Raw genomic sequence first — 24,822 nt, 5'->3', positions numbered from 1 at the left:
GAGATGCGCCAGCGTGTTCTTCTTCTTCCATTCCGCATAGGAGCGACGGCATGAGCGACTCTTCCGCAGCGACGCTGTCCGCGTCTGCGCCGGCCGCGGCCGCTAGCGGCCGTGCACCCTGCTACCTGGTGCTGTCGGCGCACGATTACCGAACGCCGCGCCGCGCCAACATCCACTTCATCGCCGACGAGCTGGCCAAGCGCGGTCCCACGCGCTTCTTCTCGTTACGTTACAGCCTGCTATCGCGACTCAAGGGCGATCTGCGCCTGCCGCTGGACGCCAGCGCCAACCAGGTGGTCCGCCACAACGGCGTGGACTGCTATCTGTGGCGCGCGCCGCTGCATCCGTTCAACACCCGGCGGCGCTGGTTGCGGCCGCTGGAAGACCTGATGTTCAAGCTGTATGCGGCCTGGGCGCCAGCGACGCTGATCCGCTGGATCCGCGAGGCCGACGTGATCGTGTTCGAGAGCGGCATCGCGGTGGCGTTCATCGCGCTGGCGGCGCGGATCAACCCGACCGCGCGCAAGGTGTATCGCGCCTCCGACGGCTTGAGCACGATCAACGTCGCCGACTACATCGAGCGCGAGTTCGACCGCGTGGCGCCGAGCCTGGACGTGATCGCGCTGGTGTCGCCGGCGATGGCCGAGGAGGTCGCCAGTCGCGACAACGTGTACCACGTCGGCCACGGCGTGGACCACGACCTGCACACGCTCGGCGACCCCTCGCCGTACGGCGAGGGCATCCATGCGGTGGCGGTGGGCTCGATGCTGTTCGATCCCGCGTTCTTCGTCGCCGCCAGCCGCGCCTTCCCGCAGGTCACCTTCCACGTGATCGGCTCGGGCATGGGCCGCGCGCCGGGCTATGGCGACAACGTGGTGGTGTACGGCGAGATGAAGCACGCCGAGACCATCCGCTACATCAAGCACGCCCGCTTCGGCATCGCGCCGTACGCGTCCGAGCAGGTGCCGGCCTACCTGGCCGACAGCTCGATGAAGCTGCTGCAGTATGACTTCTTCGGCCTGCCGGCGGTCTGCCCGAATGCCGTGGTCGGCCGCTATCCGTCGCGCTTCGGCTACACCCCCGGCGACGAGGCGTCCATCGTCGCCGCCATCGGGCAGGCGCTGCAGGCGCCGCACGTGCGCCATCGCCAGTGCCTGAGCTGGTCCGACACCACCGACCGGGTGCTGGATCCGGCCGCCTATCCGGAGACACGTCTGTTCGCCGACGGCGCGGTCTGAGCACACGCCGTCGGCGTGTTCGCCGTACCCCCGCGCAACCAAGGAGGACCGATGTCCACTCTGCAAAAATGGATCGATTACGAAGAGCGCCGGGCGCTGTTCTGGTGGAAGCCGAAGAATGGCGAGATCAACGTCGGCGATCATCTGTCCAAGATCATCGTCTCCAACGTGCTCGGCCAGCGCGACCGCACCCTGCTGGACAAGCGCGACAAGCGCACGCGGCTGATCGCGATCGGCTCGGTGCTGCATTTCGCCCGCGATGGCGACACCGTGTGGGGCAGCGGCGTCAACGGCAAGATCCCTGCCGACCGCCACACTTTCCGCCAGCTCGACGTGCGCGCCGTGCGCGGACCCAAGACCCGCGCCTTCCTGCGCGAGCGCGGCCTGCAGGTGCCGGAGGTCTATGGCGATCCGGGCCTGCTGATGCCGCTGTTCTTCCCGCGCGAGGCATTGGCGCCGGCGCCGGCACGGCGACCGTTCCTGGTGGTGCCGCATTTCAACGAACCGCTGGACAAGTACGCCGGCTACAAGGATCACCTGGTGTTGCCGAACCGCCAGCCGGCCACGTTCGTGCGACAACTGCTCGGCGCCGACCTGATCGTGTCCAGTTCCCTGCACGGGCTGATCCTGGCCGAAGCCTACGGCGTGCCCTCGGTGTACCTGGACTGGGGCAACGGCGAGGACCGCTTCAAGTACGACGACTACTATCACGGCACCGGCCGCAGCCGCTGGCATGCCGGGCACACGGTGGAGGAATGCGTGGCGCTGGGCGGCAATACCGTGTTCGACCTGGCCGCGGTGCAGCGCGGCTTGCTGGAGAGCTTTCCGCATGACCTCTGGTGAGCGCGCGACGGGCGAGGTGCTGGCGCTGGGCGGCTATCCGATCCTGCGCAGTACCGAAGCCGATTTCGTCGCCAGCTTGTTGCGGGCGCTGGCGCGCGGCGAGCGCCGCCAGGTGTTCTTCGCCAACACCAACTTCGTGGTGCAGTGCCAGGCTCTGCGCGCGCGCCTGGCGGCGCCGGGCGTGTGCATCGTCAACGACGGCATCGGCATGGACCTGGGCGCGCTGCTGGTGCACGGCCGCCGCTTCGCCGGCAACCTCAACGGCACCGACCTGATTCCGGCGCTCTGCCGGCAGAGTCCGCGTCCGTTGCGCTTCTTCCTGCTCGGCGGCCGCCCCGGCGTGGCCGAGGCCGCGGCACAGACCTTGCGGCAGACGCTGGGGCAGCAGGTGGTCGGCACCTGCGACGGCTATGCCGAGTTCGCCGCGGCCGGCACGGGCCTGGCCGCACGCGTCAACGCCAGCGGCGCCGACGTGTTGCTGGTGGCGTTCGGCAATCCGCTGCAGGAGCGCTGGCTGCTGCAGCAGGCGGGGCAGCTGCAGGTGCCGCTGGCATTCGGTGTGGGCGCGCTGCTGGATTTCCTGTCCGGCACCGCCAAGCGCGCGCCGGCCTGGGTGCGTCGGCTGCGCCTGGAATGGATCTACCGCCTGCTGCGCGAGCCGCGGCGCCTGCTCAAGCGCTACAGCTGGGACCTGCTGGTGTTCTTTGCGCTGTGCCTGCGCCACGGCCGGCGCCTGGCTCCTGCGGCGACCGCACGCGACTCGCTGCCGTTGGCCTGACCGCGGCCGACGCCGCCCGCGCGGATTGCGGCGCCTGACATGCGCGCGGCCACGCCGCGGGATTAGACTGGACCCATGTCCAGCGCCGCCGCCTTCCGAATCGCCGCCCTGGTGCGCGACCTGTCGCTGTTGCCGCACCCGGAAGGGGGACGCTATGCGCGTGTGCACACCTCGGCCTTGATGGTGCAGCACGCGCAGACGCTGCGTCCGGCCTGCACCGCGATCCGCTTCCTGCTGGAGCGCGGCGAGGTCAGCCGCTGGCACCGCATCGATGCCGACGAGACCTGGCAGTGGGAAGAAGGCGGTGCGCTGGAACTGCTCGGCTTCGACCCGCACCACGGCCTGCAGCGCTACCGGCTCGATGCCAGCGAGCGCGGCGGCATGCCCTCGGTGGTGATCGCGGCCGGCACCTGGCAGGCGGCGCGGCCGCTGGCCGACTATTGCCTGGTGCGCTGCGTGGTGGCGCCGGGCTTTCTGTGGGAGCGCTTCGAATTGCTGGCCGACAGCGATCCGCTGGCCGCGCATCTGCCCAGACTGGACGGCTGATGCCGCCGCGATCGGCGTGGGGCAGAGCAGACACGCTGCCCGCGAAAACCGGACGGCGACGCGTCGCGCACCGGTTGCGGACGCTGCTGTGCCTGGCGGCCGCGTTGCTGGCGGTCGCGGTGCCGGCGGCACGGGCGCAGACCGCGTTGCCGACCGCGTCGCCATCACCGCGCGCCACGGCCCCGACCAGTCCAGCGGTGGTCGACCTGGAGGCGGTGCTGGTGAGCGGGCGCCAGCCCGGCCCGAGGCTGTGGCAGGTCCGCCGCGGCGACCATGTGCTGTGGATCCTCGGCACGGTGTCGCCGCTGCCCAGGCGCATGCAGTGGGAATCGGCCGAGGTGGAGCGGGTGATCGCCCAATCGCAGCAGGTGATCGCGGCGCCGACCGTCACCCTGGACTCCGGCCTGGGCATGTTCCGCAGCCTGCTGCTGCTGCCGTCCCTGCTGAAGGCGCGGCGCAATCCGGATGACCGCACGCTGCAGCAGGTGCTGCCGCCGGACCTTTATGCGCGCTGGTTGCCGCTGAAGGCGCGCTACCTGGGCCGCGACGGCAGCGTGGAGCGCTGGCGGCCGGTGTTCGCCGCGCAGGCACTGTACGAAGCGGCGATGCGCAGATCTGGCCTGAGCCTGGGCAGCGTCGTGCAGCCGGTGATCGAGCGTGCGGCCAAGCGCGCCAAGGTGCCGATCGTGCCGGTGGTGGTGGAGGTCCGGGTGCCCGACGCCAAGCGCGCGCTGCAGGAATTCCGGGCGACCTCGTTGAACGACAGCGCGTGCTTCGCGCGCACTTTGCAGGTCATCGATCGCGACCTGGAGACGATGCGCCAGCGCGCCAACGCCTGGTCCGAAGGTGATCTGGACACGCTGGCCACGTTGCCCGCCAACGATCAGTACCGGGTCTGTCTGGACGCGGTCGGCGAAGCGGCGATCGCGCGCAAGCTGGGGCTGGGCGATGTGCGCGAGCGGGCAATGGCGGCCTGGTTGCAGGCGGCCGAGCGGGCGTTGGTGCAGAACCGCTCCAGTTTCGCGGCATTGCCGATGCAGACCCTGCAGGCGCCTGGCGGCCCCTTGGATCGGTTGCGTGCCCGCGGTGACGAGGTGATTGTGCCCTAGCCGGTGCGCGGGCTGTCGTGACCGGACCATGCGGCCGCTGGCGCGTCCGGATCCGCGCAGCGGCGCAAGCAGGCAGGCAGGCAGGTACGGCACGCAGCGGCGTGCCGTCACGGTGACCGCGGCGGTCAGCCCGCCGCGGTGCGCGGTGTGCTGGCGTTCGTGCCCAGCTGCGGCCAGCGCTTGAGCACCGCGGCGCGGATGCCGGCGGCGTCGATGCCGGCTTCGGCCAGCAGCTGCTCGCGGCTGGCGTGATGCTGGAACGCGTCGGGCAGGCCCAGGTGCAGTACCGGGCGCAGCACGCCTTCGGCGTTGAGCAGTTCGGCCACGCCGGAGCCGGCACCGCCGGCCACCACGTTGTCCTCGATGGTCACGAAACCCTCGTGGCTCTGCGCAAGCTCCAGCAGCAAGGCGCGGTCCAGCGGCTTGACGAAGCGCATGTTGACCACGCTCAGGCCGAGTTCGCGGCCGACCTGCTCGGCCGCCGCCAGGGTCGCGCCGAACGCCAGCAGCGCCACCGTGTGGCCCTGCGCGCGCAGCTGGGCCTTGCCGATCGGCAAGGGCTCCAGGGTGGTGCCCGGGGCGACCCCGGGGCCGGTGCCGCGCGGGTAGCGCACCGCGGCCGGACCGGGATGGCGCAGGCCGGTGCTGAGCAGTTGCCGGCACTCGGCTTCGTCGGCCGGTGCCATCACCACCAGGTGCGGCACGCAGCGCAGGAAGCTCAGGTCCAGGTTGCCGGCGTGGGTGGCGCCGTCCGGGCCGACTACGCCGCCGCGGTCGATCGCGAACAGCACGTCGAGCTGCTGCACCGCCACGTCGTGGACCAACTGGTCGTAGCCGCGCTGCAGGAATGTCGAATAGATCGCCACCACCGGCTTGGCGCCGTGCACGGCCATGCCCGCGGCCAGGGTCACCGCATGCTGCTCGGCGATGGCCACGTCGAAGTAGCGCTGCGGGTACTCCTTGCTGAAGCGCACCAGGCCGGAACCTTCGCGCATCGCCGGGGTGATCGCCAGCAGCGCCGGCTCGGCCGCGGCCATGTCGCAGATCCAGTCGCCGAACACGTCGGTGTAGGTCGGCGCCTTGGCGCCCGGCTTGGCCACCAGGCCCTTGCTCGGGTCGAACGGGCCCACCGCGTGGTAGCCGATCTGGTCGCCTTCGGCCAGTTCGTAGCCCTTGCCCTTGGTGGTGATGACGTGCAGCAACTGCGGACCCTTCAGGGTCTTGAGCGTCTTCAGCGCGCCCAGCAGCGCCGGCAGGTCGTGGCCATCGATCGGGCCGGTGTAGTGGAAGCCCATTTCCTCGAACAGCGTGGACGGCACGAACATGCCCTTCCAGTGTTCTTCCCAGCGCCGCACGAAGCGCGCGGTGGGATTGCTCTTCTTGTCGCCGAGGATCTTCTTGCCGCCCTCGCGGATGGCGTTGAGGGTCTTGCTGCCGCTCATCCGCCCCAGCATCTTGGTGACCCCGCCGACCGCCTCGGAGATCGACATGCGGTTGTCGTTGAGGATCACCAGCAGGTTCGGTTCCGGGTCCATGCCGCCGGCGTGGTTCAGCGCCTCGTAGGCCATGCCGGCGGTCATCGCGCCGTCGCCGATCACCGCCACCACCTTGCGCTCGTCGCCCATGCGCTGCAGCGCCACCGCCATGCCCAGCGCCGCCGAGATGGAGGTGGAGGAGTGGCCGACGCCGAAGGTGTCGTACGCGCTTTCCTCGCGCTTGGGGAACGGCGCCACGCCGTCGGCCTGCTTGACCGTGTGGATGCGGTCGCGGCGCCCGGTGAGGATCTTGTGCGGATAGGTCTGGTGGCCCACGTCCCACACCAGCTGGTCGACCGGCGTGTCGTACAGGTAGTGCAGGGCCACGGTGAGCTCGATCACGCCCAGCCCGGCGCCGAAATGGCCGCCGCTCTTGCCGACGCACTCGATCAGAAAGGCGCGCAGTTCCTCGGCGATGGCCGGCAGCTCCGATTCATCGAAGCGACGCAGTTCTTCGGGGACCTGGATGCGCGAGAGGCGCGGATAGCGGGTGGGGTCGATCATCGGAATGGAGGTTCAGCGGACCTGTCATTTTCCTCTCCATTCCGGGCACGCGCAATCAACCCGTTCAGTCGCGGGCGCAGGCATGGCCTGTTTCGGCCGGGGTGCGGCAATCCGTCGCAGCGGGCGTGACGGCGGCGTGAGGCCGCGCGCTACAACGACAGCTTCGAGCGCTTGGGCAACTGCGCCTTCAGGAACGACATCTGGTCGGCCAGGATGTTGCGGTTGGACAGGATCAGGTGCTCGATCCAGCTCGGCCGGTACGGCACCGCCAGCAGCGGCATCGACGCCTGCTGCGGGGTGCGGTTGCCCTTGCGCGAATTGCAGTGGAAGCACGCGGTGACCACGTTCTCCCAGATGTCGCGGCCGCCCTTGGACACCGGCAGCACGTGGTCGCGGGTCAGTTGCGGGCGGCTGAACTGCTGGCCGCAGTACAGGCACAGCTGGGCATCGCGGGCGAACAGCGCGGTATTGGTCAGGGTCGGGGTGGGATCGAGCGCACGCGCATGCGCGTGGCCGCGCGCGGCGATGATCGGATGCAGTTCCAGCACGCTGCGCTCGCCGCTGGCGCGGCAGATGCCGCCATGGATGTGCAGGCACGGCTCGCCGAGGGTCCAGGCGACCGCGCCGCGCGCGTACAGGCAGGCGGCGTCCTGCCAGTTGATCCAGTCCAGCACGCGGCCGTGCGCGTCCAGCGACAGCAGCCGGACCGAAGGCAGGTGGGAAGGGGACGCCGCAGGCGACGGGACCGCGGCCGAGGCGCCGCAGGCCCCGGTATCGATCAGACCAAGCGTTGTTGTGTCTGTCTCCATCGGGAAAACAGCTTATACCCGATTGGTGACGGTTTGTGTATCGGCCGCTACCGGCGGTGCCGCCCCGGCACGGCGCGCGTGCCGGGGCGGCCTGCGTGGACGCAGGCGTGCGGACTCAGAACTGCGCGTCGGCCAGCGCCATCAGCGGCTCGGCGCCGCTGTCGATGGCCGCAGCGTGGGTCAGCGTGCGCGGCAGCAGACGCGCGTAGTAGAAGCGCGCGGTCTCGCGCTTGGACTGCTTGAACGCCTCGCCGTGCGCCGAGGCCTCGGCCGCGGCGACGCTGCGCGCCCACCAGTAGGCCAGCACCACGTAGCCGGAATAGAACACGTAGTCGTAGCTGGCCGCGCCCAGTTCCTCGGGATTGCCGGCGGCCCGCTGCAGGATGCGCTTGGTCAGCGTGGCCCACTCGGCGGCCTTCTCGCGCAGCGGGGCGATGAACTCGGCCACGGCCGGGTTGTCGGCATGCTCGGTCAGGAAGGCCTCGATCTGCGCCAGGAACAGCTTCAGCCCGGCGCCCTGGCTGGACGCGGTCTTGCGCCCGATCAGGTCCAGCGCCTGGATGCCGGTGGTGCCTTCGTAGAGGGTGGTGATGCGCGCGTCGCGGGCCAACTGCTCCATGCCGTGTTCGTGGATGTAGCCGTGGCCGCCGAAGCACTGCAGCGCGTGGTAGGTGTTCTCCACCGCCCACTCGGTCTGGCAGGCCTTGGAGATCGGGGTGAGGAAGCTGACCAGCACGTCGGCCTGCTCGCGCTCGGCCGGGTCCTGCGCGCTGTGCGCGATGTCGATCAGGGTCGCGGCGTGCAGCGCCAGCAGGCGGCTGCCTTCGGTCAGCGCCTTCACCGTCAGCAGCATGCGGCGCACGTCCGGATGCACCAGGATCGGATCGGCCGGCTTCTCCGGCAGCTTGGCTCCGCTGAGCGAACGCGACTGCAGGCGTTCGCGGGCGTAGCGCAGCGCGTTCTGATACGCGCGCTCGGACAGGCCGATGCCCTGCAGACCGACGCCCAGGCGCGCAGTGTTCATCATGGTGAACATGGCCTGCAGGCCCTTGTGCGGCTGCCCGACCAGGTAGCCCTGCGCGCCGTCGAAGTTCATCACGCAGGTGGACGAGCCGTGGATGCCCATCTTGTGCTCCAGCGAGCCGCAGCGCAGCGCGTTGCGCTCGCCGACGCTGCCGTCGCGGGCGACCTTGAACTTCGGCACCACCAGCAGCGAGATGCCCTTGGCGCCGGCCGGCGCGTCCGGCAGCCGCGCCAGCACCAGGTGCACGATGTTGTCGGTGAAGTCGTGCTCGCCGGCGGTGATGAAGATCTTGGTGCCGCTGACCGACCAGCTGCCGTCGGCGTTGGGTTCGGCGCGGGTCTTGAGCAGGCCCAGGTCAGTACCGCAATGCGGCTCGGTCAGGCACATGGTGCCGGTCCAGCGGCCGTCCACCAGCGGCTTCAGGAACACCTCCTGCTGCCACGCCTCGCCGTGCTGCTTGAGCGCCTCCACGGCGCCGTGCGACAGCAGCGGGAAGTTGCCCCAGGCCAGGTTGGCGGCGTTGACCATCTCGTTGAGCGGCACGCCCAGCGTGTGCGGCAGGCCCTGGCCGCCGAACTCGGCCGCGGCGGTCAGCCCGGTCCAGCCGCCCTCGGCGAACTGCTGGTAGGCCTCGCGGAAGCCGGGGGCGGTGGTGACCGCGCCGGTGGCCTTGTCCAGGGTGCAACCGTGCTCGTCGCCGACCCGGTTCAGCGGCGCCAGCACGGTGCCGGTGAAGCGCGCCGCTTCCTCCAGCACCGCGTCGATCAGTTCGGCGTTGGCGTCGGCATGGCCCAGGCGGGCGAACAGTGCCTCCACCTGCAGCACGTCGTGCAGCGCGAAGCGGAGATCGGTCAACGGGGCTTGATAGGTGCTCATGCGATCGCTCGTGACGAGGGCCGCGGCGCGGCCGAGGCTCCCAGGATACTATGGCGTATGGAGTGTGCGCAGCCGCGGCGAAGGCGCGGCTATGCGGCGCCGTTCAGTCGAGCAGGCCGTGGCGGACCGCGTAGCGCACCAGTTCGGCGGTATTGCGCATGCCCAGCTTGTTGAGCACGCGGAAGCGGTGGTTCTCGGCGGTCTTGACGCTGATCTGCAGCACCCGCGCGATTTCCTTGGTGGTGCGGCCCTCCACGATCAGGTGGAACACCTCGCGCTCGCGTGCGGTCAGGCTGCGATAGGGGTCGGGCGGCAGCGCCTGCGGCTGCTGCATTTGCGCCACCAGCGCCTGTGCCGCCTGCGGCGAGAAGTGGCCGCGGCCGGCGTGCAGGTTGCGCACCGCGGCGATCAGGTCGGCGCTGGCGCTGTCCTTGAGCAGGTAGCCGGAGGCGCCGGCGCGCACCGCGTGCAGCACGTATTCGTGTTCCTCGTGCATGGTCAGCACCAGGATCCGCGCCAGCGGCACGGTCTCGCACAGCCGCCGCACCACGTCGATGCCGTTGAGCCGCGGCATGGAGATGTCCACGATCGCCACGTCCGGATTGGTCGCCTCGGCCTTGGCCAGCGCCTCGATGCCGTCGGCGGCCTGCGCCACCACCTGGATGCCGTCGATCGCGTCGAGCACGGCGACCAGGCTTTCGCGCACCAGGGTATGGTCGTCGGCGATGAGCACGCGGATCGGTGCACTCATGCCGGTACGCGTCCGTCGCGCGCATCGGCGCAGGCGGACGCCGGCCGCGACGATGCCGATCGCGTCTGAAGGGCCGCGCGGGTGCGAGGATGGGGCAGGGCGATGACGTTCAATCGGCCTCCAGCGGGACCCGGATCTGCACGCAGCAGCCCTCGCCCGGCGACGATTGCAGGCGGATGCTGCCGCCGCTCAGGCGCAGGCGTTCGCGCAGGCCGCTCAGGCCGCTGCCGCCGGCTGTCAGCGCCTGCTGCGGATCGCAGCCGCGGCCGTCGTCGAGCACCTGCAGCTGCGCCCAGCCGTCGCGGGCGACCAGCCGCAGCAGCACCGACTGCGCACCCGAGTGCTTCAGCGCATTGGTCAGCGCCTCCTGCGCGCTGCGGAACAGCAGGGTCTGCAGCGCTTCGTCCAGCGCCGGCAGCGGGCCGATCTCGACCGTCACCGGGGTGGCGCCGGCAGCGGACTGGCTGCGGCCCAGCCAGCCCAGGGCCGCTTCCAGTCCGAGGTCGTCGAGGATCGGCGGGCGCAGCAGCCGCGACATCTGCCGGGTGTCTTCCAGCGCCTGCGTGCACAGGTGGATGGCGTCCTCCAGCGGCGCACGCAGCGCCGCGTCGGCCGCGCCGAGCGCCGCGCCCAGTTGCGCCAGACGGTGCTTGAGCACGGTGAGGTTCTGGCCGACGCCGTCGTGCAGCTCGCGCGCCAGGCGCCGGCGCTCGTCTTCCTGGACCTTGACCACGGCGCGGCCGAGGCGGCGGAACTCGCGCTCGTTGGCCTCCAGGCGCTGCAGCAGCAGGCGGTAGCGTTCGGCGGCCGCAACGTCGTTCATGGCGTGGCGCCCGCGTGTGCGACAGATGACCCCTCGGCGGCCTGCGCCGCCGCGCGGCGCGCGCGTTGCGCGGCGGCGTGATCGCCAATCGCCTCCAGGCGCTGCGCGGCCTGCGTGTGCAGGGCGGCGGCGAACAGCGGGCTGCCGCGCAGCAGCAGGGCCTGCGCCTGCGCGTAGCGCGCCGCCACCTGGTCGGCCGCGCCGTAGCGCAGCGCCTGCTGCAGATAGCGCAGGCGCAGCCCGGCATTGCCGAGGCGGGCGACGTCGCCCTCCAGCGCGGCCAGGGCGGGTTCGTCGTGCGCCGCATGCACCTGCACCTGCAGTTGCAGCAGACGGGCGCCGCTGGCGCGCGCCAGCGCCTCGGCCTGGCGCAGCGACGCGGCGGCCGCGGCGGCGTTGCCGTCGCGCTCGTCCAGTTGCGCCTGCAGCAGCGCGGCACTGGCGCGCTGTTCGCTTGACACCGAGGCGGGCGCTTGCCGCTGCACCTGCTGCAGCGCCAGCCGCGCCTGCGCCGGGTCGTCCAGCGCCAGCCACACCTGCGCGCGCAACAGGGCGATGTCGGTCTGGCCGCGCTGGTCGCGGCTCTGCTGGAACAGCCGCTGCGCCTGGTCCAGTTCGGTCAGCGCCACCTCGCGCTGGCCTTGCCAGAACGCCAGTTCGGCCAGGTTGCGTCGGCTCACCGCCACTTCCTCGAGCATCTGGTGGCGCTCGGCCTCGCGCAGCGCCTGGGTCAGCAAGGTCTGCGCCTGCGCCCAATGGCCGCGCGCGGTGGCCAGCAGGCCCAGGTTCTGCGCGGTGCGCACGCGGCCGGTGGCGTCGTTGAGGTCGGCATAGGCGCGCGCGGCCTGTTCCCAGAACGCCTGCGCGCTGTCCAGGTCGCCCAGTTGGAAGTGCGCGAAGCCGATGTTGTTGAGCGTCTCGGCCACCCCATGCGCATCGCCGAGCGCGCGCCAGGCCGTCAGCGCGCCGCGGAACGCCTGCAACGCCTGCGGATAGTCGCCGCGCTCTTCGGCCAGCAGGCCGAGTTCGTTGGCGGCGGCGGCCTGGCCGTCGCGATCGCCCAGTTCGGAGTACAGCGCCTGCGCCTGGCGCAGCTTCTGTTCGGCGTCGGCGAAGGCGCCGCCGACGCTCAGCGTGCCGGCCAGGTTGCGCAGGCTGGTGGCGACGCCACGGCGATTGCCGACCTGCCGGCGCAGCTCCACGGCGCGCAGGTACTGGGCCTGCGCCTGCTGCGCCAGGCCGAGGCGGCCATAGCCCACGCCCAGCGCGTTCACGGTTTCCGCCTCGCCATAGAGGTCGCGGCCGCGGCGGAACAGCAGTTGCGCGCGCAGCAGGTCGTCGTCCACCGCGGTGGCGGCGTTGCCGCTGAGGATCGCCAGCTTGCCCAGCGCCAGCCATAGCCGCGGGTCGTCGGGATCGCGCTGCGCCAACGCGCGCAGGCGATCGCGTGCCACGTCCAGGTGGCCGGCCTGCGCCTGGACGCGCGCGAACTGCAGTTGCACCACGCTGTCGTCGGGCCGCGCCGTGGCCAAGGCCTGCCAGGCGCGGTCGGCGGCGGCGAGATCGTCCTCGGCTTCCAGCCGCAGCGCCGCCAGCAGCGCCTGGGTGCGCGGCCGCGCCGGCGCCGAGGCGACGCGCGCGCTCAACGCCTCGCGTGCCTTCTGGTCCTCGCCGATGGCCTGCGCCGCGACCACCTCGGCCAGGCGCAACGGCGCAGACTGCGGTGCCTGCGCACTGGCCGCGGCGAACTGCTGCAGCGCCTGCGCGCTGTCGTCGCGCTGCTGCGCCGCCAGGCCGCGCGCATACGCCTGCAACGCGGCGGGCGCGGGCAGGTCGTCGGGCAGGGTGGCGCCGTCGGCGAGCAGCGCCCTGGACGCGATCGGCAACCAGGCGACGTAGGCCGCGGCCGGATCGTCGGCGGTCGGTCCGTCGAGGTGTTGCGACGCGCCGCTGGCCGGATGCAGCAGCGCCTGCAGGCGCCAGCCGCTGCCCTGGCGTTGCAGGCTCGGCTGCAGCACGCGCTGTGCCGAGGCGAGCCGGCGCAGCGCCGCCACGTCCAGCGGCGCCTGGCCGGTGGGGTCGTATTGGCGCAAGGCCTGGCGCGTGCGGTCGGTGTCGACCACGGTCAGCGTTTCGCCAAGGCTGCCGCGCAGCCAGGTCCCCAGCGCCAGGCGTTGTTCGGCGCTCTCCGGGTCGCCGGCCAGCGGCAGCACCAGCAGGCGCGGCAGCGGTTGCACGGCCGCCACCGGCGCCGGCGCGCTGGCGCGTTGCGCCTGCCATTGCCAGACGCCGGCACCGAGCAGGGCGGCGCCCGCCAGGGTCGCGCCCAGGCCCAGGCCGAGCCGGCGCCAGCGCCGGCGGTCGCGCGGCAGTTGCCGGCGCTCGATCGCCGCGATCACCTCGCCGGCGTGCTGCAGTCGGTCGCGCGGTTGCGGGCGCAGCAGCCGCTGCAGCAGCCGCACCAGCCAGGCCGGCACGTCCGCGCGCAGCCGGTCCACCGGCGGCGGCTCGCGCAGCATGCGCTGGGCCAGGGTCTCGGACAGGGTGCCGCCGGCGAAGGGCACTTGTCCGGCGAGCAGTTCGTACAGGATCAGGCCGAGGGCGTAGAGGTCGCTGCGCGGATCGAGCGCATCGCCGCGCGCCTGTTCGGGCGACAGGTAGGCGGGCGTACCGATGACGTTGCCCAGGGTCGCACCGAGGCCGCTGCTGGCCATCGAACAGGCCACGCCGAAGTCGCTGATCAGCGCATCGCCGTCCCGCCGCAGCAGGATGTTGGCCGGCTTGAGATCGCGATGCACGACGCCGCGCGCATGCGCCGCCTGCAGGCCGCGGGCGATGTCGCCGGCGATGCGCAAGGCGGTGTCGACGTCCAGCCGCTCTTCGCGCTGCAGCCGCGCTTCCAGCGACTCGCCGTCCACGTAGTCCATGCTGATCAGCCAGCGCCCGGCGTGTTCGGCCAGGTCGTGGATGCGCACCACGTGTGGGCTGGATACCTGCCGCGCCAGCAGCAGTTCCTGGCGGAAGCGGGCGAAGGCCTGCGGCCGCTGCGCCAGTTCCGGGCGCAGCAGCTTGACCGCCACGTCGATGCCCAGCGCCTGGTCGTGGGCCAGGTACACCAGGCCCATGCCGCCGATGCCGAGCAGCCGTTCGATCCGGAAGCGGCCGGCCAATACCTCGCCAGGAGGCAGGCTTTCCTGCGCGTACAGGCCGGTGGCGGTGGCCGCGTCGCTCATGCCGGCCCCGGCGCCGCGCCGGTCTCGCGCAGCGCCTGGCGGGCGGCGATCCACAGCGCGGCGCGTTCGCAGAACGCCTCGAGCAACTCCATGTCCAGGGCGCCGATGGCGCTGCCGGCGCGGCGGCTGTCGGCATAGATCGCGCCGAGCACGCGCGTGCCGTCGCGCAGCGGCAGGCACAGCATCGTGCGCAGGCCGGCGGCGCAGACCGAGGCACGTTCGGCCAGCCAGGGCACGCCGCCGATGTCGTGGGCCACGGTGGTCTGACCGTGCTGCAGGGCGCGTTGCAGGGCACCCTCGCTGCCGGCGAGCCCGCGCTGCAGCGGGAGCGGCCCGGTGCCGTGGCTGGCCGCGATACGCTGGCCGCGGGCGTCGGCCAGGACCAGCACGCCGCGCTCGGCCTGGGCCAGTTCGACCACCGCGTCCAGGCTGGCGCCAAGCAGGTCGTCGAGTCCGCCGACCTGGGCCAGCCCCTGCGTGAGCGCGGTGGCGCGGTCGCAGCGGGCGCGCTGGCGGCGTTCGGTCAGTTCCGCATCGGCTGCGCTGAGCGGGGCGAACTCGGCGTAGACGTCGCCGAAGCGCAGCCAGGTCGCCGTGTCCAGGGCGATCGGTGCGGCCACGCGCACCCCGTCGCGGAAGCTGCCGTTCTTGCTGCCCAGGTCGTGCAACTGCCAGTGACCGTCGGCCTGCGGCTGCAGCCGTGCGTGCCAGCGCGACACCGAGGGGTGTTCCAGCGCCAGCGTGTTGTCGGCCGCGCGGCCGATCGCCAGCGTCTGCCCGGCGGCGAGCAGCAGCGTCGGCGCCGGGGCGTCGGGCAGGTAGGCGGTCAGGCGCGCAGGCATCGCGGGATGTCCTCCGTCGCGGTGCGCGTGACCGGTCCTGCAACGCTCAAGGCGCGTAGAGACGTTGGTAGTCGATGGAGAAGCGCAGCGTAGCCGCGCCGGCCAGCAGTTCGCCGGCGGGGTTGCCCTCGCTCATGCCGGCGGTCCAGGTCTGCGCGATGCCATGGCCGGCACGTGCCGACACCTGCTCGCGGAACCCGTCCAGCGCCACCGTGGCGGCGCTGTAGTCGGCGTTGGCCAGCGCGCCCTGCACGCTGTTCAACAGCGTCGCCAGCGGCGCCGCCTCGCTGGCGGGCAACTGCGCCACCAGCGTCTGCAGGCGGCTCAGCTTGGCGGCCACCACGGTGGCGGTCGGGCGCAGGTCGTGGATCACGATGAACTGCGAGAAGCCCCCGGTGGTGCCGCGGGCGCGGACGCTGCCAGGTGCGATCTCGTCGGTGATGTCGCGGAAATCCCCCCCCAACGGCGCCTTGACCAGCCGCAGGGTGCTGTCGGCGGTGTAGGCCAGCGCATGCGTGTGCAGTTCCACATGCACCACCCGCCGGAACGACAGGCCAGCGCTCGGCGGCGGCGTCACCGTGATCAGCAGCGGCAACTGCGATGGCACCTGGCCGGCTTGCGTGCTGGGCAGTCGCGGCAGCAAGGCAGTGACCTGGGCCGGGGTCAGCAGCTCCGCGCTCAGACCCAGGCTGCCCGGGTTGAGGTCGCTGGCGCTGTCGAATTCCAGCGTGACCTCGGCCAGCGGATGCGGACCGGCGCCGATCGCCGCCGTCGCCACATTGCCGCTCACCTCCACCTGCACCGGTAGCGGTTGCGCGGCGAGCCCGCCGGACGCCGCGACGGCGCAGACCAGCAGGCAAACCCTTGCGAACATCGTATGCATCTGCATCTGAAACCCCCTGTTGCATGTGCCGGTACCGCGCACCGCACCCGCGTTCCGCCCAGCGACGCGGCGAGGCAGCGGCCTACGTCCCGATCATACCGCTCCGTACGGGCGATGCACGCGGCCCTGAGTGTTTCCACCCACGTCCGCTAGGGGCGATCCCGGATAGGCGCCGCCGTGCCGCCACGGCAGGCTGCAGTCACCCGCCCGTCCCGGGCCACCAACCGGAGATTCCAGATGCCCATCCGTCGTCCCGCACTCGCCATCGGCATTTGCGCCGTTCTTGCCAGCGGCGTCTTCGCCGGCGGCAAGGCCGAAGCCGCCGCGCATCTGGACAGCCTGCTCGAGTCCAAGCTGGCCAGCACGCCGCTGACCGACGAACTGCAGATCGTCATCACCTACAAGCAATCCAGGCCGGTCTCGGCGGCGCAGCTGACCGTGTTGCACGACCTGGGCATCACCCGCGGCGTCAGCATGCAGACCCTGCCGATCGCCGGCGCGCTGGCCACGCCCGAAGAGATCCTGGCGCTGGCCGAGCGCGACGACGTCGCCTCGATCTACTACAACGCGCCGCTGCGCTACTTCAACCAGGACGCGCGCCAGGCGACCGGGGTCGACCGTGCGCAGAGCAATCCGGGCGATTTCGGCCGCACCGTGCCGTACACCGGTCGCGGCGTCGGCGTGCTGATCAACGACTCGGGCATCGACGCGACCCATCGCGACCTGGCCTATGGCGACCGGGTGGTGCAGAACGTGCTGGCCAACACCAACCTGCACAATCTGGATTCGATGCTGCCGGTCACCTATCTGGAAGGCGTGCCGAACACCGACGCCGGCTCCGGCCACGGCACCCACTGCGCCGGCACGGTCGGCGGCAGCGGCGCGCAGTCCGGCGGCAAGTACCGCGGCGTGGCCACCGGTGCCAGCCTGGTCGGCTACGGTTCCAGCGGCGTGCTGCTGATCCTGGACGCGGTCGGCGGCCTGGACTATGCGGCCTCGCACCAGAACAGCTTCAAGGATCCGATCCGCGTCGTCAGCAACTCCTGGGGCACGTCCGGCAAGTTCGACCCGGCCGATCCGGTAAACGTGGCCACCTACGAGCTGTACAAGCGCGGCATCGTCAGCGTGTTCGCCGCCGGCAACGATGGTCCCAAGGAGGACACCCACAATCCGTACGCGCAGGCGCCGTGGGTGATCTCGGTCGCCGCCGGCAACGTCGACGGCACGCTGGCCGACTTCTCCTCGCGCGGCAAAGCCGGCGAGCGCGATACCTTCACCACGGCCGACGGCAAGAGCTGGACCCACATCAACGAGCCCAGCATCACCGCGCCCGGCGTGGACATCATCTCCACCCGCGCCTCCACCGGCCTGTTGCCGCCGCTGGCCGCGCAGAAGGACGAGAAGCTGATCGCGCCGGCGCAGTTGCCGTTCTACACCACCATGAGCGGCACCTCGATGGCCACGCCGCATGTGGCCGGCGTGGTGGCGCTGGTGCTGGAGGCCAATCCGAACCTGACCCCGGACCAGGTCAAGGACCTGATCGAGCGCACCGCCACCAAGATGCCCGGGCGCGCCTCCTGGGAAGTCGGTGCCGGTTATCTCAACGCTTACTCCGCGCTGCGCGAGGCCAGCAAGAAGTAACCGACTGGGGCGGACGCCCAGCGTCCGCCCGACACGCCGCAGGCGTAGTCGACCGCCGTGTCGCTGCTTGCGATGCAGTCAGGACGCCGCCGTTTCCCGACGGTGTGAAGCGCCATCGGGCTGACGGACGTCGTTGACGTTTTCGCGGTTGCCTTCGATCACGCCGTCGCCGTTCGACAGCGTGGTCGGCAGCCTCCGCGACTCCCCGTGCTGGGACGTGCGGGGCTCCACCGCTCCCCGGAATGGCGTCCGGGAATCGGAACGGGCCCCGCACGTCCCGCATTCCTTTCGGCCGCACCGCGCGCCGAATACGCCGGATCCGGCACGCCGCTGCGGCATCCTGTCTTTGCCGCATGTCGGCACCCTCTGCCTGCAATGCACTCTGTTGCCGTTCCAGCCGCGGTGTTCGCTGGATCGGGTGGCATGCCCCGGCGTGTGGGTCGCCATGCGATGCCGACTGCCGCGAGCGGCGACAGGGAGCGCACCCTCCATCCCGTGGTGGTTGCATGCGCCGCGGCTGAGTGTTTCCACCTGGCCGGCCTGGGTGCGATACCGGATTGGCCGCGCATCGGCGCGCCCCGCACGCTGCGGCGACCGCCCGTTCCGGGCTTCGACGATCCGGAGACTCTGCAATGTCCATTCGCCGTCCCGTCCTTGCCATCGGCATCTGCGCCGTCCTTGCCGGCGGTACGTTCGCCGTCGGCGACGCGCTGGCCGCCGCGCATCTCGATCAACTGCTGGAGGCCAAGCTCGCCGCGGCGCCTGCGGCAGACGAGCTGCAGATCGTAATCACCTACGATCAGTCCGGGCCGGTGTCGGCCTCGCAACTCACCGCGCTGCATGCGCTGGGCATCACCCGCGGGATCACCATGCGCACGCTGCCGATCGCCGGCGCGCTGGCCACGCCGGCGGAGATCCGCGCGCTGGCGCAGCGCGACGACGTCGCCTCGATCTACTACAACGCCCCGCTGCGCTACTTCAACAAGGAAGCGCGCGAACTGACCGGCGTGGATCGCGCGCAGGGCAATCCCGGCGATTTCGGCCGTGCGCTGCCGTACAGCGGCCGCGGCGTCGGGGTGATGATCAACGACTCCGGCATCGACGCGACCCATCGCGATCTCGCCTACGGCACCCGCGTCGTGCAGAACGTGCTGGGCACCACCAACCTGGCCAACGTCGATGCGATGCTGCCGATCACCTATGCGGAGGGCGTGCCCAACACCGACCTCGGCTCCGGCCATGGCACGCATTGCGCCGGTACGGTCGGTGGCACCGGTGCGCAGTCCAACGGCGCCTACCGCGGCGTGGCGACCGGCGCCAGCCTGGTCGGCTACGGTTCCGGCGCGGTGCTGCTGATCCTGGATGCGGTCGGCGGCCTGGACTATGCCGCCACGCACCAGTTCAGCTTCAAGGATCCGATCCGCGTCACCAGCAATTCCTGGGGTTCGTCGGGCAAGTTCGATCCGCAGAACCCGGTCAACGTCGCCACCTACGAGCTGTACAAGCGTGGCATCGTCAGCGTGTTCGCCGCCGGCAACGACGGCCCCAACGAGGACACGCACAATCCGTACGCGCAGGCGCCGTGGGTGATTTCGGTGGCCGCTGGCGAGAAGGACGGCACGCTGGCCGACTTCTCCTCGCGCGGCAAACGCGGCGAGAGCGGCAGCTTCACCATGGGCGACGGCAAGACCTGGACCTATCTGAACGAGCCGACGATCACCGCGCCTGGCGTGGACATCGTCTCCACCCGCGATTCCACCGGCGCGCTGCCGCCACTGGCCGCGGACAAGGACAGCAAGCTGATCGCGCCGGCACAATTGCCGTTCTACACCACCATGAGCGGCACCTCGATGGCCACCCCGCACGTGGCCGGCATCGTCGCGCTGCTGCTGGAGGCCAACCCGGACCTGACCCCGGACCAGGTCAAGGATCTGCTCGAACGCACCGCCACCAACATCCCCGGGCGCACCTACTGGGAGGCGGGCGCCGGTTACGTGAATGCCTATGCCGCGCTGCTGGAAGCAAGCAAGCAGCGCAGCGGCTTCGGCAAGACGGTCAATTCCCTGCATCCGTTCTACAGCAATGCGCTGGTGCTGCCCGGCGGCAGCCAGCCGTTCGAGGTGGCGTTCTCGCCGGTGGGCACGCCGCAGACCCAGGCGTTCACCGTCGGCAAGGACGTCGCCTGGGTCAGCGCCAAGGCCACCATCGACGCCAACACCCAGGCATTGGTGCTGACCGATCCGGACGGCGTCAGCCATGGCTCGCCGGTGGCGCTGCCGTTGCTGGGCAGCACGGTCAGCGTCGGCGCGCCGGGCAAGCCGGGCACCTGGACCATCAGCGTGCGCGGCATCGGCTCGATCAGTGGTGTCCCGGTTGCGCCGAAGGGCAGCAATGGCCTGGCGGCTCCGGGCACGGTGCGCGGCACCCTGGATTTCCTGCTCAGCGGCGGCTACACCGGCCTCAACGACGTCGCCAGCGGCGATCGCGATCGCGGCGCGGTGGAGTACGCGGTCGCCAACCGCCTGATCGACGGCTACGCCGATGGGCTGTTCCGCCCGCAGAATCCGCTCAAGCGCGCGGAACTGGCGCGCTATCTGGTGATGGGCGCCGGCGTGCGCCAGGCACTGCCGGCCAGGCCCAGCTTCAGCGGGCTCGGCCGCAACGACCCGGCCTATCCGTTCGCCGAGGCGGCGGTGGGCAAGGGCGGGGCGCTGCGCGACCTGCAGCAGAACCAGGCGGCGGTGCTGGGGCTGGTCGCCGGCGATTTCCGTCCGAACGATGCCGTCAGCAAGCTGCAGTTGGCGTATTCGCTGGTGCAGGCACTGGGACTGCAGACGCAGGCGCTGGCCTTCGACGGCACGCTGTCGGTGAGCTACAACAACCAGCGGCTGCCGATCGAGGACGTGGCGGCGATCCCCAGCAACCTGCGCGGCTACGTGCAGTTGGCGCTGGATGCCGGCATCCTCAATGCGCGCTTCGCGGTGACCCAGGGGCCGCAGGATCTGCAGCCGACCCTGCATGCCTACTTCGATCCCGGCAGCACGGTCTCGCGCAGCGGCTATGCGGTGATCGCCGGGCGCTTCCTCGGCGTCAATCGGCAGGCCAAGGACTGAGGGCCGGTCACCGTCACGACGGCACGCGCGCAGGGGCAAGACCTGCGCCGTGCATTGATGCCGCTGCTGCGAATCCTCGGTGTCTGCATCCTGGCAACGCGTTGTCGCCACCGCTTCGCGGGATCCATCGTGGCAGCGGTAGGAGCGGCTTCAGCCGCGATGGGCTTCACCGAAAAAGCCCGTCGCGGCTGGAGCCGCTCCTATGGACGCCGCATCACTCCTGCCGCGGATGCACGCTGACCGTGGCGGTCATGCCGGCGGCGAGCAGGGTGCCCTGCGGCACGCTGGCCGGATCGATACGGATGCGCACCGGCACGCGCTGCGCCAGGCGGATCCAGTTGAAGGTGGGGCTGACGTCGGCCAGCAGCGAGGTGCCGGTGGGGTTGTCGCTGTCGGCGATGCCGCGCGCGATGCCCTCGACCTGGCCGTGCAGCATCAGCCCGCCGCTCATCAGGCGGATGTCGGCGCGGTCGCCGACGTGCACCCGCGGCAGCTTGGTTTCCTCGAAGTAGCCGTAGACCCACATGGCGTCGTCGCGCACCAGCGCCAGGCGGGCGCCGCCGGCCTGGGCGTAGTCGCCCACGCGCACCTCCAGGTTGGTGATGTAGCCGTCGGCGGTGGCGCGCACCTGGGTGCGCTGCAGATCCAGTTCGGCCAGATCGAGCGCGGCCTGTGCCTGTTCCACCGATGCCACCGCCTGCGCCTGCGCCGCGGTGGCCTGGCCGCGCAGCGCCGCGCTGCGGTGCACGTCGGCCTGCGCCGAACGCGCGGTGGCTTCGGCGTCCGAGCGCGCCTCGGCGGAGATCACCGCGGCGGCGCGTGCACGCCGTTCGGCCTGGGCGCGGCGCATCTGGAATTCGGCCTCGCTGGCGGCCTGGGTGGCCGCCGCCGCCGACAGGCTGGCGCCGGCCGCGTGCGCCTGCGCCTGCGCCACCGCGAGGTTGGCGCGGGCCTTTTCCAGGGCCAGCTCATAGCGCTTGCGGTCCACGCTGAACAACAGGTCGCCGCGCTTGACGTGCTGGTTGTCGCGTACCGCCACCGCATCGACCAGGCCGGAAACGTCCGGCGCGATGCGCACCACTTCGGCGCGGACGCGACCGTCGCGGGTCCAGGGCGAGAGCATGTAATGGCGCCACAGCGCATGCGCCAGCAGGGCGGCGACCAGCACCACGACGGCGGTCAGGGCGAAACGGATCAGGGCAGGGGTCTTCATGGCGGGACTCAAGGAAGAAGGAGCAGGCCGAGTGCGGCGAACGCGCCCACGTAGATGGCCAGACGGAACAGAGAGGGGTGCCAGGCGTAGCGGTACAGGCCGGCGCGACCGGCGACCGCGTCCAGCGCCCAGGCGACCAGCAGCAGAGCCAGCCCCAGCACCAGCAGGCCAGGCACGTACACCCCGGCGATCGAGAGTTCAGCGGGCAGCAGCATCGTCGGCTCCTGGCGTAGTGGTGGTCGGCGCCGGCGTGTCGGCCAGCGCGGCGAGAACGGAATCGGCGTCGAGCAGTGCGCCGCGCAGCAACAACAGGTGCTCGCGGGTGGGCTTCCAGCGCAGCGGCACCGCGCCCTCCACCTGGCTGGCGGCCAAGGCTGCCTCCACCCGCTGCAGGGCCTGGCGGTGGCGCTGTGGGCCGGGATCCAGATACAGGTCGGCCAGCGCCTGCACGGCGTCATTCACTGCGGTGGCCAGTGCCGGCGACAGCGTGCCTTCGGCGGCGTCGCGGCGCAGCTCGACCAGGGTGCGCCCGGTTTCGTGCACCGACAGCGCCCAGCCAAGCAGGTCGCGCAGTTCGTCGCTGCCGGGCGGGGTGTGCGCGACGATCTGCTGGAACAGGTCGCGGTTGACGCTCTCCAGGCGCAGCGCCAGCCCCGGCAGCGGTGCACGCGCGGCCAGCGTGGTCTGCCGCCGCAGCCGCTCGAGCAGGCGCCGGCGCTGCCAGCGCGTGCCGATCACCGGCGGCACGAACACGAACGTCGCGCTCACCGCCAGCGTGCCCAGCAGCAACGGCACCACGCTGTTGAAGGTGGCCGCGGCGTTGAAGCTGGGGGTCGGCTGAACCGCCAGGATCGAGACGAAGGCCAGGTTGGCGCCGGTGGCGAAGCCGTACAGCGCGGGTTTCGAGGCCAGGTACAGGGTCACGAGCAGGAACGGCAGGGTGCCCGCGACGAACAGGCCATAGCCGTCCATCTGCGGCAGCACCAGCAACTGGCAGATCACGCCCAGCACGATGCCGAACACGAACCCATTGAACAGCGAGCGCGCGGCAGCCGGCGCATTGGCGCTGGACGACAGGATGGCGCTCAGTGCCACCGCCTGGAACACCGCGGTGGCGCCGCTGATCCAGCCGGCCTGGATCCACAGCCAGCACATCGTCGCCACCAGCAGCGCGCTACGCAGTGCGGTCAGTGCGGCAGCGGCGTAGTCGTTGCCGCGCACGAACACCGCGGTGTCGCCGCTGCCGTCCTGCGGCGTGCGCCACTGCTGCGGTGCGACCAGCGTCGCCTCGGTGGCCACGTAGTCATGCAGGTCGGTGAAGAAGCGTCGCAGCAGGGAGACGCCGGTGTCGAACGCCTCGTGTTGCCGGACGGCCAGCGGTGCGCGTGCCTCGGCGGCACGCGTCGCCAGCGCATCGCGGCATGCGGCCAGCTTGCGTGCCGTCGCGGCAGCACCCTCGCGCCCGCCACGGTCGCTGAGCGCGGCCTTCAGCGGCCGGTACAGGCCGATCAGCGCCTCGGCCACGTTGGCATCGCCGCTGCGCAGCAGCCGGTTGATGTAGTGGTGCAACGCCTGGAAACTGGTCGATACCGCCATGAAGCGCTGGTTGAGCAGGCGCAGGCGGCCGCTGCGTGCCCGCGCCTCTGGATCCTCGAACACCACCGAGCTGCGCAGGTCCTCGATGGTCACCGCGTCGCGCACGAAGCGCAGGTGCGCCTGTTCCATCGCCTCGCGCGGCAACTTGCCGCCGGTGGCGTCGCGGACGAAGTCCAGGAAGCCGTCGGAGGCGCGGCGCACGGTGTCGCGCAGGGTCTGGCGCAGCCGGCTGGGAAACACCACGTCGCTGACGATGCCGGTCACCAGCAGGCCCAGCACCACTTCGGTCACCCGCGCCACCACCAGGTTGAACACGTTCTGCGGCTGGTTCACCGCCGGTAGCGCGATCAGCGCCACCGTATAGCCGGACAGCACGAAGGCATAGGCCTTGAAGTTGCGGTACAGCAGGGCGCCGCCGGTGCACGCGCCGATCCACAGCGACAGCACCAGCACGAACAGCACCGGCTCCTGCGGGAACAGCGCCACCATCGTCAGTGCAGCGACGCTGCCGATCAGCGTGCCCAGTATCCGGTAGAAGCCCTTCGCGAAGACCATGCCGGTCTGCCGGTGCATCACCACCACCACGGTGATCATCGCGGTCATCGGCGAGGCCAGGTCCAGGCGCAGCGCGATCCAGCCGGCCAGATAGATCGACAGCAAGGTACGCAGCACGAACAGCCAGGCGTCGCCTTCGCCGCGCAGGGCGTCGGCCAGCAGGGTGCGCAGGCCCGGCGCGGCTTCGGCAGCGACGGCAGCGTTGGGCTGCGGCGCGCTCATGCCGCGTCCTCGACGCCGCGCAACAAGGCCTTCAGCAGCGTCTGCAACTGCGCCATTGCCGCCAGATCCAGATGCTGGACATAGGCGTCGAGCTGGGCGCACAGGGCCGGGATCAGCGCTTCGATCAGGCGCTCGCCCGCGTCGGTCAGGCGCAGCAGCAGCATGCGCCGGTCCGCGGCGCTGGGCATGCGCTGGATCAGCCCCTTGTCGACCAACTGCGTGGTGAGCCGGGTGATGTTGGCCGACTTCTCACCGGCGGCGTCGCTGAGCTGGGACGGGTTCAAGGTTCCGTCCGGGCTGGCGTCGATCATCATCAAGACGTTGTATTCGGCGTAGCTCAGGCCGTAGGGCCGCAGCAGGTCATTGCTCTGGTCCAGGCTCACCTTGTGCAGCAGCTTGATCAGCCGCAGCAGCAGCGCCGCTTCGCGCGGAAAGGGCGGATGCTTGCGCGCGGTCACGTCCAGGCGCTGCTCGGTGGAGGCGAAACGGCTCATGACCGACTCGGGTTCTTGTACATATTTAGATAATACATTTATGTACTAATTTTGCGGTAATGCCGGCTGAACGTGGCTGGGGTAGGGCAGGTGGGAAAACGCGTGCACGGGCTTGCGGCGCAAGGGCATGCCTAGCGTGCCGAGCGGCAGGTCGAGGAGGTGCCTGTGTCCGGTGAAGCACAGGTCGACGCGCA

19 protein-coding genes are annotated in these 24,822 nt (G+C 71.0%); 7 read left to right on the top strand and 12 right to left on the bottom strand.

Annotated elements, in window-relative coordinates; translation table 11 throughout:
* Window positions 1–50: 50 nt before the first annotated feature.
* The 5 genes from Q7W82_RS15325 (at window position 51) to Q7W82_RS15305 (ending at window position 4,514) form a co-directional block, all read left to right on the top strand.
* A complete protein-coding gene (locus Q7W82_RS15325) occupies window positions 51–1,238 on the top strand; it encodes a glycosyltransferase family 1 protein (protein WP_242160785.1) in 1,188 nt (395 codons plus the stop codon).
* A 51-nt stretch (window positions 1,239–1,289) separates the two neighbouring features.
* Window positions 1,290–2,081 (top strand): polysaccharide pyruvyl transferase family protein, encoded by a 792-nt coding sequence (locus tag Q7W82_RS15320; RefSeq protein WP_242160784.1) that lies wholly within the window; start codon window positions 1,290–1,292, stop codon window positions 2,079–2,081.
* Complete coding sequence (locus Q7W82_RS15315) at window positions 2,068–2,859, top strand: WecB/TagA/CpsF family glycosyltransferase (protein ID WP_242160783.1); 792 nt, start codon at window positions 2,068–2,070, stop codon at window positions 2,857–2,859. The genes Q7W82_RS15320 and Q7W82_RS15315 overlap by 14 nt, the downstream gene beginning before the upstream one ends.
* Window positions 2,860–2,934: 75 nt before the next feature.
* Window positions 2,935–3,405 carry a cupin domain-containing protein gene (locus tag Q7W82_RS15310; protein WP_242160782.1) on the top strand — a complete coding sequence of 157 codons (471 nt, stop codon included), beginning with the start codon at window positions 2,935–2,937 and terminating at the stop codon, window positions 3,403–3,405.
* A gap of 74 nt (window positions 3,406–3,479) precedes the next feature.
* Window positions 3,480–4,514, top strand: a complete 1,035-nt coding sequence (locus tag Q7W82_RS15305) for a TraB/GumN family protein (protein ID WP_242160781.1) — start codon at window positions 3,480–3,482, stop codon at window positions 4,512–4,514.
* Between the two features lie 125 nt (window positions 4,515–4,639).
* Here Q7W82_RS15305 and dxs read toward each other — a convergent pair whose 3' ends face one another.
* The 8 genes from dxs to Q7W82_RS15265 all read right to left on the bottom strand — a co-directional run bounded on the left by dxs (window position 4,640) and on the right by Q7W82_RS15265 (window position 15,800).
* Entirely contained in the window at window positions 4,640–6,553 is a 1,914-nt protein-coding gene (gene dxs / locus Q7W82_RS15300) for a 1-deoxy-D-xylulose-5-phosphate synthase (protein WP_242160780.1), read from the bottom strand.
* 149 nt (window positions 6,554–6,702) lie between these two features.
* Window positions 6,703–7,362 (bottom strand): HNH endonuclease, encoded by a 660-nt coding sequence (locus Q7W82_RS15295; RefSeq protein ID WP_026143548.1) that lies wholly within the window; start codon window positions 7,360–7,362, stop codon window positions 6,703–6,705.
* 115 nt (window positions 7,363–7,477) lie between these two features.
* Window positions 7,478–9,262, bottom strand: coding sequence for an acyl-CoA dehydrogenase C-terminal domain-containing protein (locus Q7W82_RS15290; protein WP_242160779.1), 1,785 nt, complete (start codon window positions 9,260–9,262; stop codon window positions 7,478–7,480).
* A 103-nt stretch (window positions 9,263–9,365) separates the two neighbouring features.
* Window positions 9,366–10,013 (bottom strand): response regulator transcription factor, encoded by a 648-nt coding sequence (locus tag Q7W82_RS15285; protein WP_242160778.1) that lies wholly within the window; start codon window positions 10,011–10,013, stop codon window positions 9,366–9,368.
* A 109-nt stretch (window positions 10,014–10,122) separates the two neighbouring features.
* Window positions 10,123–10,836, bottom strand: a complete 714-nt coding sequence (locus tag Q7W82_RS15280; protein ID WP_242160777.1) for a sensor histidine kinase — start codon at window positions 10,834–10,836, stop codon at window positions 10,123–10,125.
* The gene (locus Q7W82_RS15275) at window positions 10,833–14,069 is read right to left on the bottom strand and encodes a serine/threonine-protein kinase (RefSeq protein ID WP_242160776.1); all 3,237 of its coding nucleotides are present in this window, start codon (window positions 14,067–14,069) and stop codon (window positions 10,833–10,835) included. Before Q7W82_RS15275 ends, Q7W82_RS15280 begins: the two co-directional genes overlap by 4 nt.
* Window positions 14,066–14,911: an FHA domain-containing protein gene (locus Q7W82_RS15270; RefSeq protein WP_242160775.1), complete on the bottom strand. Its 846-nt coding sequence runs from the start codon at window positions 14,909–14,911 to the stop codon at window positions 14,066–14,068. The genes Q7W82_RS15275 and Q7W82_RS15270 overlap by 4 nt, the downstream gene beginning before the upstream one ends.
* Before the next feature lie 46 nt (window positions 14,912–14,957).
* Window positions 14,958–15,800: a DUF6689 family protein gene (locus Q7W82_RS15265; protein ID WP_353949490.1), complete on the bottom strand. Its 843-nt coding sequence runs from the start codon at window positions 15,798–15,800 to the stop codon at window positions 14,958–14,960.
* A gap of 231 nt (window positions 15,801–16,031) precedes the next feature.
* Between Q7W82_RS15265 and Q7W82_RS15260 the strand changes: the two genes are divergently transcribed.
* Complete coding sequence (locus Q7W82_RS15260; protein WP_242160773.1) at window positions 16,032–17,435, top strand: S8 family serine peptidase; 1,404 nt, start codon at window positions 16,032–16,034, stop codon at window positions 17,433–17,435.
* A 632-nt stretch (window positions 17,436–18,067) separates the two neighbouring features.
* On the top strand, window positions 18,068–20,548 hold the full coding sequence (locus Q7W82_RS15255) for a S8 family serine peptidase (protein ID WP_242160772.1): 2,481 nt from the start codon (window positions 18,068–18,070) through the stop codon (window positions 20,546–20,548).
* Between the two features lie 214 nt (window positions 20,549–20,762).
* Here Q7W82_RS15255 and Q7W82_RS15250 read toward each other — a convergent pair whose 3' ends face one another.
* The 4 genes from Q7W82_RS15250 to Q7W82_RS15235 are packed head-to-tail and all read right to left on the bottom strand — an operon-like array spanning window position 20,763 to window position 24,628.
* A complete protein-coding gene (locus Q7W82_RS15250) occupies window positions 20,763–21,761 on the bottom strand; it encodes an HlyD family secretion protein (protein ID WP_242160771.1) in 999 nt (332 codons plus the stop codon).
* An 8-nt stretch (window positions 21,762–21,769) separates the two neighbouring features.
* Window positions 21,770–21,976: a DUF1656 domain-containing protein gene (locus tag Q7W82_RS15245; protein ID WP_017916033.1), complete on the bottom strand. Its 207-nt coding sequence runs from the start codon at window positions 21,974–21,976 to the stop codon at window positions 21,770–21,772.
* A complete protein-coding gene (locus tag Q7W82_RS15240; protein WP_242160770.1) occupies window positions 21,960–24,134 on the bottom strand; it encodes an FUSC family protein in 2,175 nt (724 codons plus the stop codon). The genes Q7W82_RS15245 and Q7W82_RS15240 overlap by 17 nt, the downstream gene beginning before the upstream one ends.
* Window positions 24,131–24,628 carry a MarR family transcriptional regulator gene (locus Q7W82_RS15235; protein WP_242160769.1) on the bottom strand — a complete coding sequence of 166 codons (498 nt, stop codon included), beginning with the start codon at window positions 24,626–24,628 and terminating at the stop codon, window positions 24,131–24,133. Before Q7W82_RS15235 ends, Q7W82_RS15240 begins: the two co-directional genes overlap by 4 nt.
* Between the last annotated feature and the right edge of the window lie 194 nt (window positions 24,629–24,822).

Source organism: Xanthomonas indica (genome assembly GCF_040529045.1).
Classification (GTDB): domain Bacteria; phylum Pseudomonadota; class Gammaproteobacteria; order Xanthomonadales; family Xanthomonadaceae; genus Xanthomonas_A; species Xanthomonas_A indica.
The sequence above is the reverse complement of the archived record's forward strand: the minus strand, read 5'-3'. Positions and strand labels throughout refer to the sequence as shown.

Coding starts and splice junctions, on each gene's coding strand:
- Q7W82_RS15285 (WP_242160778.1), bottom strand. CDS start 10,013: ATGAGTGCACCGATCCGCGTGCTCATCGCCGACGACCATACCCTGGTG.
- Q7W82_RS15315 (WP_242160783.1), top strand. CDS start 2,068: ATGACCTCTGGTGAGCGCGCGACGGGCGAGGTGCTGGCGCTGGGCGGC.
- Q7W82_RS15280 (WP_242160777.1), bottom strand. CDS start 10,836: ATGAACGACGTTGCGGCCGCCGAACGCTACCGCCTGCTGCTGCAGCGC.
- Q7W82_RS15245 (WP_017916033.1), bottom strand. CDS start 21,976: ATGCTGCTGCCCGCTGAACTCTCGATCGCCGGGGTGTACGTGCCTGGC.
- Q7W82_RS15250 (WP_242160771.1), bottom strand. CDS start 21,761: ATGAAGACCCCTGCCCTGATCCGTTTCGCCCTGACCGCCGTCGTGGTG.
- Q7W82_RS15320 (WP_242160784.1), top strand. CDS start 1,290: ATGTCCACTCTGCAAAAATGGATCGATTACGAAGAGCGCCGGGCGCTG.
- Q7W82_RS15240 (WP_242160770.1), bottom strand. CDS start 24,134: ATGAGCGCGCCGCAGCCCAACGCTGCCGTCGCTGCCGAAGCCGCGCCG.
- Q7W82_RS15235 (WP_242160769.1), bottom strand. CDS start 24,628: ATGAGCCGTTTCGCCTCCACCGAGCAGCGCCTGGACGTGACCGCGCGC.
- Q7W82_RS15325 (WP_242160785.1), top strand. CDS start 51: ATGAGCGACTCTTCCGCAGCGACGCTGTCCGCGTCTGCGCCGGCCGCG.
- Q7W82_RS15255 (WP_242160772.1), top strand. CDS start 18,068: ATGTCCATTCGCCGTCCCGTCCTTGCCATCGGCATCTGCGCCGTCCTT.
- Q7W82_RS15260 (WP_242160773.1), top strand. CDS start 16,032: ATGCCCATCCGTCGTCCCGCACTCGCCATCGGCATTTGCGCCGTTCTT.
- Q7W82_RS15275 (WP_242160776.1), bottom strand. CDS start 14,069: ATGAGCGACGCGGCCACCGCCACCGGCCTGTACGCGCAGGAAAGCCTG.
- Q7W82_RS15295 (WP_026143548.1), bottom strand. CDS start 7,362: ATGGAGACAGACACAACAACGCTTGGTCTGATCGATACCGGGGCCTGC.
- Q7W82_RS15310 (WP_242160782.1), top strand. CDS start 2,935: ATGTCCAGCGCCGCCGCCTTCCGAATCGCCGCCCTGGTGCGCGACCTG.
- dxs (WP_242160780.1), bottom strand. CDS start 6,553: ATGATCGACCCCACCCGCTATCCGCGCCTCTCGCGCATCCAGGTCCCC.
- Q7W82_RS15290 (WP_242160779.1), bottom strand. CDS start 9,262: ATGAGCACCTATCAAGCCCCGTTGACCGATCTCCGCTTCGCGCTGCAC.
- Q7W82_RS15265 (WP_353949490.1), bottom strand. CDS start 15,800: ATGCAGATGCATACGATGTTCGCAAGGGTTTGCCTGCTGGTCTGCGCC.
- Q7W82_RS15270 (WP_242160775.1), bottom strand. CDS start 14,911: ATGCCTGCGCGCCTGACCGCCTACCTGCCCGACGCCCCGGCGCCGACG.